A 16268-nucleotide genomic window follows, 5' to 3' on the forward strand; every position below is an offset into this window, starting at 1 on the left:
CCTCGCTGACTCGTTTCGCTTCCTGCGCCTTCATCTTATCGCTGCCTCCCGCATCGGACAATGAGGCGTTCGTAAACAAAGACAGCCATTATTGGCCGGATTCGCGGCTCGTTCGGCGCCGAAGCGCGTATTCCGTTCCGGCAAGCGCCGCCCAGCGGATCCGGCCTTCTCCGTCGACGGCCGCATCGACCGGAACGCCGCCTGCCGCCAAGTCCCACTCCCCCTCCGCGCGAACGAACCGTTCGCCGTCCGCAGCCGTGCGTATCCGGGCTTCGAGCAGCGCGCCGTCCGACCATCGCAGGTCGACCTCGCAGCCGCCTCTTGCCCGCAGGCCGCGAACTTCTCCTTCCCGCCACGCCGACGGGAGCGCCGGCAGCAGGTGGAGCTCGCCGGCATGGCTCTGCAGCAGCATCTCGGCTATGCCCGCCGCTCCGCCGAAATTGCCGTCGATTTGGAAAGGCGGATGGTTGTCGAACAGATTCGGCAGCGTGGAATGCGCCAGCAGCGCCTTAACGTTCTCGTAAGCTTTCTCGCCGTCCTCCAGCCGAGCCCACAGATTGACGATCCAGGCGCGGCTCCAGCCGGTGTGGCCGCCGCCATGGGCAAGCCGCCGTTCCAGCGTCACCCGGGCGGCATCCGTCCATTCGGGCGTCGTCCGAACCGACCAGCCCGTGCCGGGATGAAGCGCGAACAGATGGGAGATGTGGCGATGGCCGGGCTCCGCTTCCTCGTAATCTTCCAGCCACTCCAGCAGCTGGCCGTGGCGGCCGACGGCCGGCTCCGGCAGCCGGGAGAGCAGCTCCGCCAGCCGCCCGGCGAACGCCTCGTCGATGCCGAGAATGCCCGCCGCTTCGATGCAGGCCCGGAACAGCTCGCGCAAAATTTGACTGTCCATGGCCGGACCCGCGCACAGAATGCCTTTCTCGCCTCCGGGCAGAACATACGTATTCTCCGGAGACACCGACGGCACGGTGACGAGCCGGCCGTCCGGTAGCTCCGTCAAATAATGAACGAAAAATTCCGCAGCCTCCCGCATCGTTCCGTAAGCGTCGGCCAGGAAGGAGCGATTCAGCCCGTATGCGTAATGCTCCCACAGATGAAGGCAGAGCCAGGCCGCGCCCATCGGCCAGAAGGTCGACGGCAGATAAAGGTCCTGGGGCGCCGTGTCGGCCCACAGGTCGGTGTTGTGGTGGGCGACGAAGCCTTCGCAGCCGTACATCGCCCTTGCGGTCTTCCTCCCCGGCTCGCGCATCCGCTCGATCAGCCCGAACAGCGGCCCGTGGCATTCGGCGAGGTTGCCCGATTCGGCGGGCCAGTAATTCATCTGCGTATTGATGTTGATCGTATACTTGCTGTCCCACGGCGGAAGAATCCGGTCGTTCCAGATGCCTTGCAGATTGGCCGGAAGCGAGCCCGGCCGGCTGCTGGCGACAAGCAAATAGCGTCCGAACTGGTAATAGAGAGCCATGAGGCCGGGGTCTTCGGCGCCGGCCCGCACCCGTTCGAGCCTGGCATCCGTCGGAAGCCGGGCCAGCCCGTCTTCTTCCGGTCCGAGCCGAAGCTCGACTCGCTCCATGAGCGGCCTTACATCGCCGATCTGCCGCCGCCGCAGTTCCTCGAAGCCTCGCGCGCTTGCCGCATCCGCCGCACGCAGCGCTTCCGCCTCGGGGTCGGCGAAGCGGAACGAGGTTGCGGCGGCCAGCACCAGCGTAACCCGGTCGGCGTCCCGAACGATCAGGTGCTCGCCGACGATCCGGACGCTGCCGCCTTCGGCTTCCGCCCGCAGCACCAAGCGAAAATCGACGCCGCCCGTGCCGCCGCCGTTGCCTCTCATGATCAGGGTTCGATCGCCAGAGCGCGCGATCTCGTCGTAATACCGGTTGTTCGGCCCGCGCGTCAGCCGCGCCGTAAAGCCGACGGCTCCCGGCCGGTCGGCTTCGAGGCGTACAACGATCGCCCGATCCGGCTCGCTCGCGAACGTCTCCCGGCGGTAGGCGATCCCTCCCGCCCGGTAGCCGACGCTCGCGATGCCGGTCGTCAAATCGAGCTCGCGTCGGTAATCTTCCGCCTGACCCTGCGAGTCGAACGTCAAGGCCAATTCGCCGAGCGGCACGTAATGGCGCTGCGTCTCCGGAACGCCGGACAGCGCCAGCAGCGACAGCCGCTGCGCCTCCTGCACCCGATCATCCAGCAGCGCCTGCCGGATCGTCTCCAGATGAGCGAGCGCGTCCGGGTTGTTGCGGTCCCTCGGACCGCCATACCACAAGCTGTCTTCGTTCAATGCGACGCGTTCCCGCTCCGGCTGGCCGTAAATCATGCCGCCGAGCCTGCCGCTGCCGATCGGCAGCGCCTCTTCCCATGAGGCGGCCGGCCGATCGAACCACAGCTTCAGCGGTTGCCGCCCGTTCTCCGGCGTACTCACTTTTTTCACGCGAACCGTCCTCCTTATTCTTTATGCGACGTCTTCTATGCGACGCAAAGAGACTGCCGGTCCCTGAAGCCCCGGACAGTCTCCGCTCACGGATATCTTACTTATAAACCCAATGAAGACCGAAGTTCAAGCGTCTTCTTGTTCCATGCTTCCGTCTCCGGAATGATGTCGTTGATATCGCGATCGCCGAAGATGATATCGTTCAGAATGTTGTTCCAGTTATACTCGCTCCAATCCGGAACGGTGATGCCCGGCTCGATCTTGGCGTTCTTCTGCGCGATCTTTACGGCTTCGATGTTCTTGCCCTGCCACATCGGCGATTGATCGTAATAGCTGGTCAGCTCCGGATTGAGCAAGGATGCGTTCGCGCCTTGGTCGATCTTCCACTTCTGGGCGTCCACCGTGAATTGGAAGCTGAGCCACAGGAACGCTTCTTCTTTATGCTTCGAACCGGCGAGCATCGCGAGCGGCCCGTAGATCGAATACCCCGGCTGGCTGACTTTGCCCTTCGGGAACGGCAGCACGTCCCAGTTGAACGTCGCCTTGTTTTTGAGGTCCGGCAGCACCCAGTCGCCACCGATCGCGAACGCGGTCTTGCCGTTGAGGAAATTCGTCGTGACGTTGCCGGAAGCCGCTGCGGCGGCGTTGCTCTGCATCGATCCGTCCTTCGTCACGAGCTCCTGGAACCATTTGACCTCGTTCATGACGTCCGGCGTCGCCATTACGCTCTGCGTCAAATCCTCGTTCATGTAATGATGATTGGCCGCGTATCCGTCCGCGATCGCCTTCGCGCTGGTAAGCCGCATCTGGATCTCCGGCTGCGTCGTTACCCCGTACTCGCCGGCATCCGGATCGGTCACCTGCTTGGCGATGTTGCGGAAGTCGTCGTACGTCCAGTCGTTGGACGGCATATCGACGCCGTGCTTGGCGAGCAAGTCCTTGTTTACCAGGATCCACATCGGCACGTCGACCATCGGCACGGCCAGTTTCTTGCCTTTGAGCGTCATCATATCGAAGAACCCTTGGGGCAGCGTCGCTTCCTGGAAGATCGGGCTTTTCTCGATATACGGAGTCAAATCTTCGAGCAGTCCGTTCTGGTCGAAGGAGATCAGGTCGGTGTCGATCTCGGTCACGTCGGCGGGAGTGCCCGCCGCTTCCTGCGCCGCGATCACATCCATGACCGGCTGGCCGTTGACCGGCACTTGCTCGATCGTGATCCACGGATATTTCTCATGAAACATCTTGTACAGCTCGTCATAGGTTCCGTTCTTCCAGGAGACGAACTTCAGGGTGACGGGATCGTGCTTCTCCTCCGATGCCGGCTGACTCGCCTGCGCCGACGCGCTGCTGCTCGGACTGCCGCTTGGGCTGGAGCTCGGTGCGGCGCTTCCGGAAGCCGAGGAGCCGGCGTTGTTGTTGTTGCCGCCGGAGCAGGCCGTCAAAGCCAAGGAACTCATAAGCGCGATACTGACGATTCCCATCATCGAACGTTTCTTTGTCACTTCGGTTTTCCTCCCCAACTGTGTTTAGGTCGATGCGTCTTGCCGAATCCCCTTGCTGCTTGCGATGCGGATCTGGACTCTAGCCAGGGCATCACTCCTCTCAAGTTCGCAAGCCTGCGCTGCGTTACTCCACGATCCCCGTCCGCTCGATGCCGGTGACAAACCACCGCTGCAGGAACATAAAGACGAGGATCGGAGGAAGGATGATCAGGAACGCGGCCGCCATCTTGGTCGCTTCCGTCACCGGATTTGCCGTTCCCGGGCTGTCGGCCGTGTGCCCGAGCAGCGACGGGTTCAGCACGTTGTCCAGGTTGTCGAGCCGGATCGACAGCGGCGTGAATCCCTTCGCGAGGAACATCGAAGGCTCGTAATACATGTTCCAATACCAGATGAACGAGAACAGGAACACGACAAGGCAGGCGGACCGGGCCAGCGGCAGCATGATGCGGAAGAACAAGCGGAACACCGACGCCCCGTCCAGCTTCGCGGCCTCCTCCAGGCTGATCGGCTGCGCGTGGAAAAACTGGCGAAAGATCAGAATGAACAGCGCGCCCTTGAGCCCTTGCCCGAAGACGGCCGGGATCAGAAACACGAACATCGAATTCAATAACCCGAGCCTGCTGAAAATGACATAAAGCGGAATGACGATGACTTCGGGCGGAATGAGGAACGTCAAGATGATGAGTCCCGTAATGACTCCCTTGAACGGCACGGCCAGCCGGGCGAGGGCGTATCCGGTCATCGCGCAGATGAACACTTGAACGATGGAGCAGGAAAGGGCGATCGCCGCCGTGTTGCGGAGCGCCTCCGGATACTGCAAGCCGTCGAACGCCTTGCTCAGGTTCTCCCAGGTGATCTGCCGGGGAATCCATTTGACGGTCGGATCGAGCAGGTCGCTGATGTTTTTGAGCATGGTGCTGATCATGTACAGCAGCGGCTGCAAGTACAGGTAGGCGACGATCGACAGCAGAATGTAGATGACCAGCTTGGCGAGCAGGCCGTCCGACAAGTTGCGGCCCATGACGAGCTGCTTGACCTTCTGGGATTGGCGGCTCCAGATCAGTCCTCTTATGCGCCGCTTCGCTTTCTCGTACCGGATATCGGTATTCATCGTTGTCCTCCCCTCGACTTCATGCTTCGGCTGAACAGCCACATCACGACGGCGATCAGGACGAAGATGAACGCGAAGTAGATCCAGGCCAGCGCGCTGGCGTAGCCGTAGCCGGTATCGACTTTGAACATGTTGTCCTTGATATGCTTGAGCACCGGATTCAGCGGAAAAGTGAACAAGTCGATGATCGTGTACAGCACGTTCAGGCTGATGAACGGCAGGCTGGCCGGCAGCGTAATCTTCCAGAAGCTGTCCCACGGCGACGCCCCGTCGATCCGGACCGCCTCGTAGTTCGACGGCGACACCGTCTGGAAGCCCGCGATGAAGATCAGGATCTGCACGCCCGAGTACCACAGAATGAGCACGACCCGGCTGAGGACGTCCATGACGGTCGTGGCGAATTCCCCTCCGACATATTCCTTGACCATCGGCTCGAGATTGTATTGATCGAGGAACGGGATGTCCCCCGCCCCTTGCGTGAACAGCTCGGACAGCACCTGTCCGGTGGCGAAGATGACCGGGAGGAAGAACAGCGCCCGGTACAGGAACCTTCCCGGAAACCGTTGGTTGAGCAGCAGGGAGATCAGCAGCGCGAATATGACGATGATCGGAATCATCAGAAGCATCTGCTCAAAATAAGTGATCAGCTCGATCGGGAACACGTTGTCTTTCAGGAACGCGTCCCGGTAATTTTGCATGCCGAGCCAGGTGTATTTGAAGCCGCCCGGAACGACGGCCACCTTGTGCAGCGACATGAACATCGACCAGCCGATCGGTATGGCGACGAACACGCAGAAGCCGATCATCCAGGGGAGCATGAACAACATGCCGGTGCCGTATCGCTTCGAGCTATGGAGAAGCGCTTGCTTCTTGTGGGATTGTACCTTGTTCATGCGCCTCCTCCTTTTTCCACCCGGAACGTCTTGGCGTCATAGTCGACGATAACCCGCGTTCCGTCCTCGTAGGTCGTCTCGAACCGGTTGTCGCCCAGCTGCTTGTGGTCCACGATCTTCTCCGAGTAGACGGAGGCGAGCGAATCGAACTGCTTGTATTCGTCCACGATCCGGCTGTCCCACTTGTCGAACCGGCTGCTGTACAGGTCGTTCGCATCCGTATTCTTCAGCTTGCGCGAATCGTCGTGCGTGACGAAGAACGACGGCATGGCGCCGTACTCGATCGCCTTCAGGAATTCCGTCTCCGCGTCGTCCCGCAGGTTCCCTTCCTCGAACGAATACGGAACGTATCCGTGCAGGACGATCGGGTAGAACGGGACGGTCTCGTCGATCATGAAATCGTGGCTCGAATCGTACGGGAACTGATCGATGTAGTCCGTCTGGCCGATCGTGTAGGCGTTGCCCCGGTATACGCTCGCCGATCCGAGCTCCTTCCTCGTGTAATCCAGAAGGCCGTCGTATACTTCCTTCGTATAAGCTCTCGTCTGGATGCCGGACGGCTCGTAATCGTTGAACAGCATCTCGCCGAATCCGTTGTAATGGATGCCGGATACCCCGATCTCCTTCAGCTTATCGATCGTGCCGACGGCGTCCGCGACCGACAGCATCGGCTTCGCCAGGAACCAGCCGTCGTCGACGAATGCGGTGCCGTCGATCGCCCGCACGGCGTAATTTTTCCCGGACGTGCCGGAGTGGCTGTCGATCCAGGTGAAGTCGTCCTGGAAGACGACGTCCGTTCCTTCCTGCTTCATCTTGGAGACGAACGACTTGGCGGCCGACGTTCCGCCGAGCGCCGATTCGATCGGAAAGCGGTTCTCCACGTTGTAGTCGCCCTTGTTCTGCCAGCCGTAATAGATGACCTTCGAGCTCGCGACCCCTTCGCTTCGCAGCCGGTCCACGATGTCGCCCGCCTGCTCGAACGTGGTGGCGGCTACGTATTTGACCCGTCCGTAGGCGATCTCGTAAGCCCCTCCCTCGATCTTCAGATAGAGCGGTACGTGATCGACGGGCTGCATCGGGTCTTTAAGCTGACCGTTCTCCGTCAGATAGTCGCGGTATGCGTTCGCCATGCCGATGTAGCCGGCATCGCTCCCGCTGAGGAACCGGTACTCCACTTCGCGGTCCCGGTCCAGCCGCTGCTCCTGGATCGCTTTGACCGGAGCGGCGAGCCGGCTCATCTGGTACAAATACTCCTCGCGGTAAATTTGGCTCGAATAGACGTTGAAGAACGACGACTTGATGCCGGGCGGCATGGCGGCGACGTTCGCGGAGTCGTCCCCTTCCGTCAGGATGGCGACGAACGCGTGATCGCCTTTTTTCAGACCGAACACGGGGTACGCGATGTCTTCCCTTCGTTCCCCGGAGCGCATCCAGTTGGCCGTGTTCGATACTTCCGTCCCGTAGACTTGATGAATGTAGCCGCGGGATACGGCGGCATGCTCGGCGTCGAACCGGATCAGGCCGCCCGGGCCGTCGGGAACGAACAGATAACCGTCCTCGTCCGCCGAAGCGGCCCCGAAATACGGCAGCACGTCGAGCGTGAAAAAGACGTAGTCTCCGTCCTCCCGGATGCCGTCCGCCGGCACTCTCGCCTTCAATCCCTTGTCGGTCAGCTCGTATTGAATGGCGAAGCCGAGCTTCTGCTGCGGGAACGTGTACGCGATCTGGAGCCCCGCGTCCGTCTTCGTCATGACGGCTTGCATGCCGGGCGTCTGGGCGTTCGCTTCTTCCCGGATCGTCTGGTTCGTTCCTTGCGCTTTGACGTACGTCAGCACGAACGTCGACTTCAGGTTCGACAGCAGCTGGCCTTTGACCGTCTCCTTGGCGAGTCGGCCGTCGTCCGGATTGCTGGTCCACCGGTATCCGGTCGACTTGTCGACGACGGCGATCTGCGTGTTGTCCGGCCGGACGTACAGCTCATACTTCCCGTTGTCCGCAGCCAGCGCGTAACCGTCGCTGCCGGCCGCCGGCTTCCAGGGGCTGCCGTCGTACAGCGGGGCGTGCGCCGGCTCCTGCGCGTCGATGCCGGCATCGGCGAACGCCTCCGCGGCGGACGGCGTATCGTCGCGGGCAAGGAAGACGGCCAGCAGGACGGCAACGACGACGATGGCGGCCGCTATCAGCTTTACTCGAAGGGATAGTCGTCTAAGGAAGTTAATGATAGAAACTCACCTCTTTGTAAAGCTGATAGAAAAAGTCGTACAGGTTGTAGGACAACCCGAAGGTGATGAACCCGAACAGCCAGATCATGCCGATTGTCAGCACGGTAATGGCCGAATTTTTGATCGTTTCGACGAAGTCGAAGTTGTGAATGACCTGCGTCATGACGAAGAACATCGCCGCCATCCACAGCATCATGACCGTATTCAAGGTGTGGATGACGATCTTCTCGTCCAGCGTAACGATGTTGGACAGGACGATCGTCGGGATCGAGAAGAAGAAGTACGGCGCCAGCGCGTACGTGCTTCCCTGGACGACCTCCCGGAATTTTCCTTCTCCGTCCTTCACGCTGCAGACGAGATAATTGGCGATAATCCACGTGATCCACGGGAGAACGAACAAGCCGAGCGTATTGCGCAGATTGATCTCGGACAGCTCGACGGGATGGAACAGGAAGCCGGTTCCGTAGATCGACGCCAGCTTGACGCCGACCGCCGCGGCGAGCAGCAGCAGCACGATCCAGGGTGCGACCCGGGCTTCTTTCAAGCGGTAGAATCCGTCATAGGGATGGAACATGACGTACCAGAAGCTGCGCAGATCGGCCAGCGGCCGGTTCCAGGAAGCCGGCGGCGAGTGCTTGCGCAGCAGCGCGCGAACGCCCCGGATTCCGTAGCGCAGCGCCAGCAAGATTCCGACGATCCAGGCGATCAGGGCGATAAAATGGCTCTGCATCCAATCCAGCCGGATCTGCCAGAACGCCTTGGAATACCCTTCCGTATCGAACGCCGTCTTCATGAACGTCAGCGCGTTATGGTTGTCTCCCTCGTGCAGGTAGACTTTGCCCAGCCCTTCGAACGTGCCGTTGTACATGTCGTTCAGCTCGTAGACCCGCTCCCAGTAAGGCTTGCTCTCCTCGTATTTGCCGTCCGAATACAGCACGAGCGCCTTCAGGACGTTATTGCCGAACTCGGTCCGGACGAACTTATGGATCGTCTCGGTCTTGCTGTCCGAGATCCAGATGCTGTCGCGGGAATCGACGCCGATGCTCGTCGGAAAGCCGAGCACGCCGGACTGCTGCGTCTCCTTGTCGACCAAGCCGAACGCGAACAGCGCTTGGCCGGTCCGATCGTACAGGTTGATCTGTTCGGAGTCGAGATCGATGTTGTAAAGGAAGCCGTCCTTGTCGATCGCCACGTCGACGATGCCGTGCGCGTCCACGAACGTCTTGTTCTTGAACGCGTCCACCCCTCCGGCGTTCAGCTTCCGGACCGCTCCTTCCCCGAAGCTTCCGGCCGTCGCCGTGTAAATGAAGCCGTCCTCATCCAGCGCGATATTCGCGATCGGGCGCGGCAGGTTCGCTTTTTCCTTCGCCAGCTGCTCCTTGTTGAGAACAAGCTTCTTCAGCCAGGTCAGAAGCGATTGCTGTGCTTTGTTCGCGCCGAAATAGCCCATGAATTCGCCTTTGTCGTTCAGGCGCACGAGACCCTGATAGGAAGAGTTCAGCGCGATGTACATGACGCCCCGGCGGTCGACGACCAGCTTGATCGGCACGAACTGCTCGGTGGCCATCAGCGTGGTGTCCGGCTTCTTGTATTCGCGCACGAACTTGCCGTCCGTGCCGAACACCGCGATTCGCTGATTGCCGGAATCGGCTACATACACCAGGCCGCCCGGGGTGACGAATACCCCTTCCGGCGAGCTAAGCCGTCCCTTCCCTTCCTCGTCGCCGATCGCCCGCAGCTGCTTGCCGTCGTTGCCGAGCACGATGATCCGATCCTGCTTCTTGTCGGCCACGTAAACGCTGTCGTCCGGCGCCACGTAAAGATCGACCGGCTCCTCGAAATGGGCGGAGAACGCTTCTTCCGGCGTGTAAATCGGCTGAATGCGAAACCAGGTCGACTGGTTGCCGTCGTAATAAAAAGTCGAGTACGGGAGCCGGGCGAACGTCGTTTGGGGCACGACGAACCACGCCGACGCAGCCAGAAGCAGAAGTGCCATCCATTTCTTCATCGTTCCGACTTCCTTTGCTGATGGAATTACTTGATTCCGGAATGGATCATCGTCTCAAGCACTTTCCGCTGGAAGAGCAGGAAGATGATCAGGTTCGGGATAAACATGAGCAGGCCGGCGGCGGCCGCCAGGTTTTGCCCGGCCACGTTGTTCTGAAGGCCGCTCAGCAGGCTGTTCACGTAGAAAGCGAGCGTCCGCATCGTCTCGGTCTGCATGAACAAGGTGGACGTCTCCACGTCTCCCCACACGCCTTGGAACGTAAAAATCGAGATGGTCGCAATGGCGGGCACGGACAGCGGCAGAACGATTCTCAGGAAAATGCCGAAGTGGCTGGCGCCGTCGATCTTGGCCGCTTCCACCAGATCGTTCGGGATCTGGGAGACGAATCCGACCAGCATGAACACCGCGACCGGAGAAGCCAGAGCCGGCAGCACGTGACCGAAATAGGTGTTGTTTAGCCCGATTCCGTTGATGATGAGATACCGCGGAATCGAGACCGTCTCCGGCGCGAACATGAGCGACAGCGTGATCATGGACATGATCAGCTGCTTGAAGTGGAACTGATACTTGGCCAGCACGTAGGCCGCCATCGTGCTGACGACGATGACGAGCGTAAGCGTCAGCGCCGCCACGACCACGCTGTTGAACAGATAACGGGTGAACGGAACCGTCGCGTTCGAAGCGTGCAGGAAGAGCGATTCGAAATTGCGGAACGTCGGATGCCGGACGAAGAACCGCGGCGGGAACAGAAACAGCTCGTTCTGCGGCTTGAACGCGTGGTTGAGGATAAAGACGATCGGCAGGATCATGAACGCCGCCAGCGCCGTAAAAACGGTGACCAGGCCGACCTGAAACGGCGACGTTCTGCGAAGTTTGCGAATCATCGGTTACAGCTCCTCCTTTGAGCCGAACAGCCGGTAAGCGAACCGCATGGCGAAATAGCTGACGAGCAGCAGCATGACCGAGATCGACGACGCATAGCCGAGCTCGAAGCGAATGAACGCATAGTCGTCGATATGGTTGATGATCAGATGCCCCGCGTACTGCGGCGTAATCGCCGCCCCCGTCAGCTGGGTGGAGATGCTGCCGGCCTTGAGCGTCGAGACGATCGTCATGACGGCGCTGAACAGCATCTGCGGCTTCATGGACGGAATCGTGATGTAGAACACTTCCTGGAGGCGGTTCGAGATGCCGTCGATGCGGCCGGCCTCGTACAGCTCGCGGTTGACCGTCTGAAGTCCGGCGAGCATGGCGAGGAAGCCGACGCTGAAGCTGATCCACAAGGAGACGAGAATCATGATTTTCATCAAATATTTCGGATCCTGCAGCCAGATGATCGGCGAATCGATCCAGCCCATCTGAAGCAGGAAGTGGTTGACGTAACCGACCCGGTCGCCGCTGAACGCGGCGATCCACACGACCGACAGCGCCACCGCGCCGGCCATCGAAGGCGCGTAAAACGCGAGCGTGTAGTAGTCCCGGATCCTGATCGGAAGCTGGTGGATCAGCCACGCGAACAGGAACGCCAGCATGTAGCCGCCGGGACCGACGATGAGCGCGAACAGGAACGTATTCGGCAGCGCCTTGGTCAGGAAGATGATGTCCTGCGTGAACAGTTCGATGTAATTGGAGAAGCCGATGAAGTGCAGCTTGCCGAAGCCGTCGTAGGAGGTGAAGCCGAGCGTCGCGGCCATGACGACGGGAACGACGATGAAGACGGTGAAGCACAGAAGGAACGGCGCGATGAACAGATAACAGAACGCGTCGCGCCGTATTTCCGCCCAGAACCGGCTCCACCTAAGCCCGATCGTCTGCGCCCGGCTCGTTCGAATGCTGGGAGAAAGCTCCGTCTTCATGATCCAGGTTCCTCCCATTTGAATGGTTGTAAAATTTGCGGCACGCGCAGGTCGGCCCCGTTGCCGATGCCGAAGTCCCGCTGCCTGCTGTCCATCTCTCTCTGCAGCGCCGTCTCCGCGTCTTCCAGCGCTTCCTCCGCCGGCACGTTGTTAAACACGGTGTCGTTCCAGGCGAAATCCATTTCCCGGCCGAGGAAGTAGAATCCCGGCACGTTCGGCATGTTCTTCGCCCAGCGCGCCTGCTCGCGGATCGCCTGCAGATCGTCGTCGGGCCAGTTCAGCGTCCGCATCGCGCCCGTGTTCGCCGTGTTCCACCGGTATTCGAGACCGTAGAACGACTCGATGTCCTTCGCGTAGCGGGCCTGCACTTCGTCCGACGTCCACCATTTCAGAAATTCCCACGCTTCGTCCTTGCGGTCGCTTTTCTTCATGATCATGGCGGCGGACAAGCCCTGGGGCGACCACCGGGCCACTTGCCCGTCCGGCTGCTCGATGCCGGGCAGCGGCGCGATCTTCCAATGGCCCGTAATCTCCGGAGCGGCGACCAGCAGCTGGACGTACGTATTGAAGTCGGCGATGCCGATCGGGATGTCCCCGTCGCGGAAGTGCTGGAAGAAAGCCGGAATGTCGATGGGCAGATTGTATTTCGTGAACATCTCCGTCCACATCTTGAACGCCTTCTGCCCCGCCTCGCTCGTCAAGGTCGCCTTCAGCCCGTCCGGAGAGTAGGCCTCCGCGCCGTTCTCGAAGAAGAAAGTCGAGAAGTCGGCCTTCGGAATGCTCATCGTCATGCCGTTCTCCTGCAGCGTCGGCAGGATGTCGAAGACGTCGTTCCACGTGTCAGGCGCTTTCAAGCCCAGGTTCTCGAAGATGTCGGAGCGGTAGAACATGACCTGGAAGTTCTCCACCTCCGGCAGTCCGTACGTGCCTCCGTTGTAGGTGAGCGCCCGCTGCACGCCGGGGATGAACCGCTTGTTCACTTCGTCGAAGCCGGGATACTTGGACAAGTCTTCGACGGCGCTCCGCATCGCGTAGTCGGCCGGCGTCGCTTCGCCGACGCCCAGGGCGACGTCGGGCACGTCCCCGGCGGCGTTGCCGAGAATGAGCATGTTCGGGTTCGGCATCAGGTTGATGTTCACCTGAATCCCCGTCTTCGGCGTGAAATCCTGGTCGACCATCTCCTTCAGCAAGTCGACGTAGTCCCGTCCCCGCTGGACCCAGATCGTCAGCGCCTTGGGATCGTCCTTCTGGACGGAATCGTAATTCATATAGAAGGAGCGGCCGAAGTCCTTGATCGCATAGGGGATTCGCGACAGCGTCGTCGGCGCTTTGAAGCCCGTCTTCGCGTCCGGCGTCCGCACGACCAAATAATCGAACAGCAGCGGCTGCTGGGTAAGCGTGGACATCCAGGTGCCGATATTGCTCTGAATCGTCGAGATGTCGTTGATCTTGTTCGGAATTTCGTTGACGTCCGCGAGCATCTCGCTTAGGATGCTGACGGACGACTTGATCGCCTGCGACAGATCCGAATCCCGGCCGTTCAGTCCGTTCAGGTAGCTGCGGATGTCGGACAGCCGCGTGATGAACGACTGGACCTCCGTCGCGACGTTCGGGTCGTACTTGGCCATGTCCCACGTCCGCTTCGAGTCGATGTTCGCGTCGAACGACGATTTGCTGTAGTTGCCCGTAATGAGACGGACGTGACGGTCGAAATCGGCGATCTGCTGAAGCGTATCCTGCAGCGCCAGGTTGACCGGCTGCAGCTCCGACGAATCGGCGATCATCCGAATCGTGTGCTCGCCCTTCGTCAGGTAGAAGCGGTAGGGCTTGCCGTCCGGATCGGCCATCGTCGTAATCTCGAATTCCTTGTGGAAGTCGAAGCCGTAATGAAGAAGCTCCCGGAACGGCGTTTGGCCGTCGATCTCGACCGTCCGATACGCTTTGAAGCCGTTGCGGTAGTTCTGGTAGTTTTTGAGATCGATCTCGTACCACCCGTCGGCCGGCACCGACACCTGCCATTCGACCCATTCGCCCGGATTTTGCCAGCGCTGCCCGCCGAGCACGTTGTAAACGATCCGTCCTTTCGGATCCGGGGAAATGTACGGCTCCGACCAATGGTCCGTCTGGATCGTCAAGGCCGATTTGCGCTGGAAGTTCTCCGCTTCGGTCTTGCGGAACCAGTCGTCCTCGCCGGTCTCCGCCGGCTTCGCGGCCGCGTATTCCGCATAGGACGGGAGCGGCTTCTGCGGCTGGAACGAGAGGGCTCGCAGCGCCAGCGGCTCCCTCCCGCCGAGGAGCCGGAGCGTGTGCTTGCCCGGCTCCAGCCGGAACAGCAGCGGACGGGAAGAGGCCGAATAGTCGGCCGCCGCCAGATCCGTCCACTCGACGACTTCCGTCTGCTGCGGGCGGATCTCCATGCCGATCTCGTTGCGGGCATACGGATATTGGGCGTCCTTCCAATGGCGCTCCAGCTCGATGTGCTCCGCCTCCAGGAACGGGTAGCGGCCGTCGATCTGTACGCCCCGCACGGCCGAGGTATCGCCCCCCGGCAGCGGCTTGTAATCGAGATGAAGCTCGTACCAGCCGGCGTTCGCCACCTCGAACGTCCACTCCACCCAGCCCTTCTCGTTGTTCCAATTCAGGACGCCGCCGTCGCCGCCGCTCTCCGCGGCGAGCTTCGCTGCCGGATCCGCCGAGCTGTATCCGGTCGGATCGATCGGAATCGGCTTCGCCCCCGGCGACTCCAGTTCGCTCTCCTGCTTGTTCAGCATCAGCTTGGCATACGGAAGCTCATCGCCGGCATCCTGGAAGCTCAGCAATTCGGAAGCGCTTACGTTCGACGCGTAAATAACCGAGTCCTTGCCGGAGAACAAGCGAATCGCGACGGCCAGCACGATGACGACGAGCAGCAGACGGAAGCCGATCCGGATCAGCCGGGAACTCCGGTACAGGTTCCTCATCCCGGCTCCCCTCCGACCGCATCGCCCGTATTCTCGTCGAAGAAGTGAAGCTTCTCCAGCTGGAACGAGGCGCTCACTTTATCCTCGGGCCGATAAACGGTCTCCGGCTCGGTGCGGGCGATGATCCTCGTTTCCCCGACCGCGACGTACACGTACGAGTCGGCGCCCGTCGCCTCCGTCATCTGCACGACGGCGGATACGGAGTTCGGCTGCGGCTCGTCCGTCCGGTCCGGTCCGAGCAGCACGTGCTCCGGGCGCACGCCCAGCACGACGTTCCGTTCCGACCGCGTCAAGCTGTCGAACCGGCTGCCGTACTTCTCGGGAAGCGCGAGCCGGATCCGCTTGTTGACGAAGTAGAAGCGCCCGTCTTCTTTCAGCACGCTGCCGTTCACGAAGTTCATCTGCGGCGACCCGATAAATCCGGCGACGAACAGGTTGGCCGGCTCGTCGTACAGCTGGCGGGGAGGCGCCACCTGCTGAATGACGCCGTCTTTCATGACCACGATGCGCGTTCCCATCGTCATCGCTTCCACTTGATCGTGGGTGACGTACACCATCGTCCGCTTCAGATCGCTCTGCAGCTTGATGATCTCCGCGCGCGTCTGGGCTCTCAGCTTGGCGTCGAGGTTGGACAGCGGTTCGTCCATGAGGAACACCTGCGGTTCCCGCGCGATCGCGCGGCCGAGCGCCACCCGCTGCTTCTGGCCGCCGGACAGCTGGCTCGGCTTGCGCTCGAGCAAATGCGAGATTTCCAATATTTTCGCCACCCGGTTGACCCGCAGCTCGATCTCGTATTTGGCCGTCTTGCGCAGCTTCAGCCCGAGCGCGATATTTTCGTACACCGACAAGTTGGGATAGAGAGCGTAATTCTGAAAAACCATCGCGATGTCCCGATCCTTCGGCGAGACGTAGTTGACGAACTTATCGTCGATATACAGCTCGCCGCTGCTGATCTCCTCCAGGCCGGCCAGCATGCGCAGCGTCGTCGACTTGCCGCAGCCGGACGGCCCGACCAGCACCAGGAACTCGCCTTCTTCGATGGACAGGTGGAAATCGTTCACAGCGGGACGGGATTCCCCTTTGTATCTTTTGAACACGTGATGGAATGTGATGCTTCCCACCGATACTCACCTCTCGCTTCTACTCGTCTGCCGCTTTCCTCGAATTCATGTTACCGTAACCGCGAACGGGGCTTAATGAGCGAAACTTGGCTTTTCCCGGCCAAATTTGGCCTCTTCCCGCCGCGTTTGAGGTTGTGGGCGGCACGCGAATCCGCTAGACTGAA

At 60.7% G+C, this 16268-nt stretch carries 11 protein-coding genes; 1 reads left to right on the forward strand and 10 read right to left on the reverse strand.

Annotation, left to right across the window (positions count from 1 at the left end):
- Window positions 1-88: 88 nt before the first annotated feature.
- The 5 genes from H7C18_RS01375 to H7C18_RS01395 form a co-directional block, all read right to left on the reverse strand.
- Window positions 89-2422: a glycoside hydrolase family 95 protein gene (locus tag H7C18_RS01375; RefSeq protein WP_420481828.1), complete on the reverse strand. Its 2334-nt coding sequence runs from the start codon at window positions 2420-2422 to the stop codon at window positions 89-91.
- 110 nt (window positions 2423-2532) lie between these two features.
- On the reverse strand, window positions 2533-3933 hold the full coding sequence (locus tag H7C18_RS01380) for an extracellular solute-binding protein (RefSeq protein WP_185127226.1): 1401 nt from the start codon (window positions 3931-3933) through the stop codon (window positions 2533-2535).
- 124 nt (window positions 3934-4057) lie between these two features.
- Window positions 4058-5044 carry a carbohydrate ABC transporter permease gene (locus H7C18_RS01385; RefSeq protein ID WP_185127227.1) on the reverse strand — a complete coding sequence of 329 codons (987 nt, stop codon included), beginning with the start codon at window positions 5042-5044 and terminating at the stop codon, window positions 4058-4060.
- Window positions 5041-5937, reverse strand: coding sequence for a carbohydrate ABC transporter permease (locus H7C18_RS01390; RefSeq protein ID WP_185127228.1), 897 nt, complete (start codon window positions 5935-5937; stop codon window positions 5041-5043). The genes H7C18_RS01385 and H7C18_RS01390 overlap by 4 nt, the downstream gene beginning before the upstream one ends.
- On the reverse strand, window positions 5934-7772 hold the full coding sequence (locus tag H7C18_RS01395) for a DUF5696 domain-containing protein (RefSeq protein ID WP_185127229.1): 1839 nt from the start codon (window positions 7770-7772) through the stop codon (window positions 5934-5936). Before H7C18_RS01395 ends, H7C18_RS01390 begins: the two co-directional genes overlap by 4 nt.
- On the opposite strand from H7C18_RS01395, the gene H7C18_RS01400 reads away from it, so the two are divergent.
- Window positions 7756-7947: a hypothetical protein gene (locus H7C18_RS01400; protein WP_185127230.1), complete on the forward strand. Its 192-nt coding sequence runs from the start codon at window positions 7756-7758 to the stop codon at window positions 7945-7947. The two genes, H7C18_RS01395 and H7C18_RS01400, sit on opposite strands and share 17 nt — an antisense overlap.
- Before the next feature lie 204 nt (window positions 7948-8151).
- Here the strand turns inward: H7C18_RS01400 and H7C18_RS01405 are convergent, their stop codons facing one another.
- From H7C18_RS01405 to H7C18_RS01425, 5 genes are read right to left on the reverse strand one after another with little or no spacing between them, the layout of a single operon-like run.
- Window positions 8152-10167, reverse strand: a complete 2016-nt coding sequence (locus H7C18_RS01405) for a YIP1 family protein (RefSeq protein WP_185127231.1) — start codon at window positions 10165-10167, stop codon at window positions 8152-8154.
- Between the two features lie 26 nt (window positions 10168-10193).
- Window positions 10194-11051 (reverse strand): carbohydrate ABC transporter permease, encoded by an 858-nt coding sequence (locus H7C18_RS01410; protein WP_185127232.1) that lies wholly within the window; start codon window positions 11049-11051, stop codon window positions 10194-10196.
- A 3-nt stretch (window positions 11052-11054) separates the two neighbouring features.
- Complete coding sequence (locus tag H7C18_RS01415; protein WP_185127233.1) at window positions 11055-12023, reverse strand: carbohydrate ABC transporter permease; 969 nt, start codon at window positions 12021-12023, stop codon at window positions 11055-11057.
- Window positions 12020-14983: an extracellular solute-binding protein gene (locus H7C18_RS01420; protein WP_185127234.1), complete on the reverse strand. Its 2964-nt coding sequence runs from the start codon at window positions 14981-14983 to the stop codon at window positions 12020-12022. The genes H7C18_RS01415 and H7C18_RS01420 overlap by 4 nt, the downstream gene beginning before the upstream one ends.
- Window positions 14980-16104 (reverse strand): sn-glycerol-3-phosphate ABC transporter ATP-binding protein UgpC, encoded by a 1125-nt coding sequence (locus tag H7C18_RS01425; RefSeq protein WP_185127235.1) that lies wholly within the window; start codon window positions 16102-16104, stop codon window positions 14980-14982. The genes H7C18_RS01420 and H7C18_RS01425 overlap by 4 nt, the downstream gene beginning before the upstream one ends.
- Window positions 16105-16268: the final 164 nt, after the last annotated feature.

Origin of the sequence: Cohnella zeiphila, from assembly GCF_014212055.1 — a bacterium.
Lineage (GTDB): Bacteria > Bacillota > Bacilli > Paenibacillales > Paenibacillaceae > Cohnella > Cohnella zeiphila.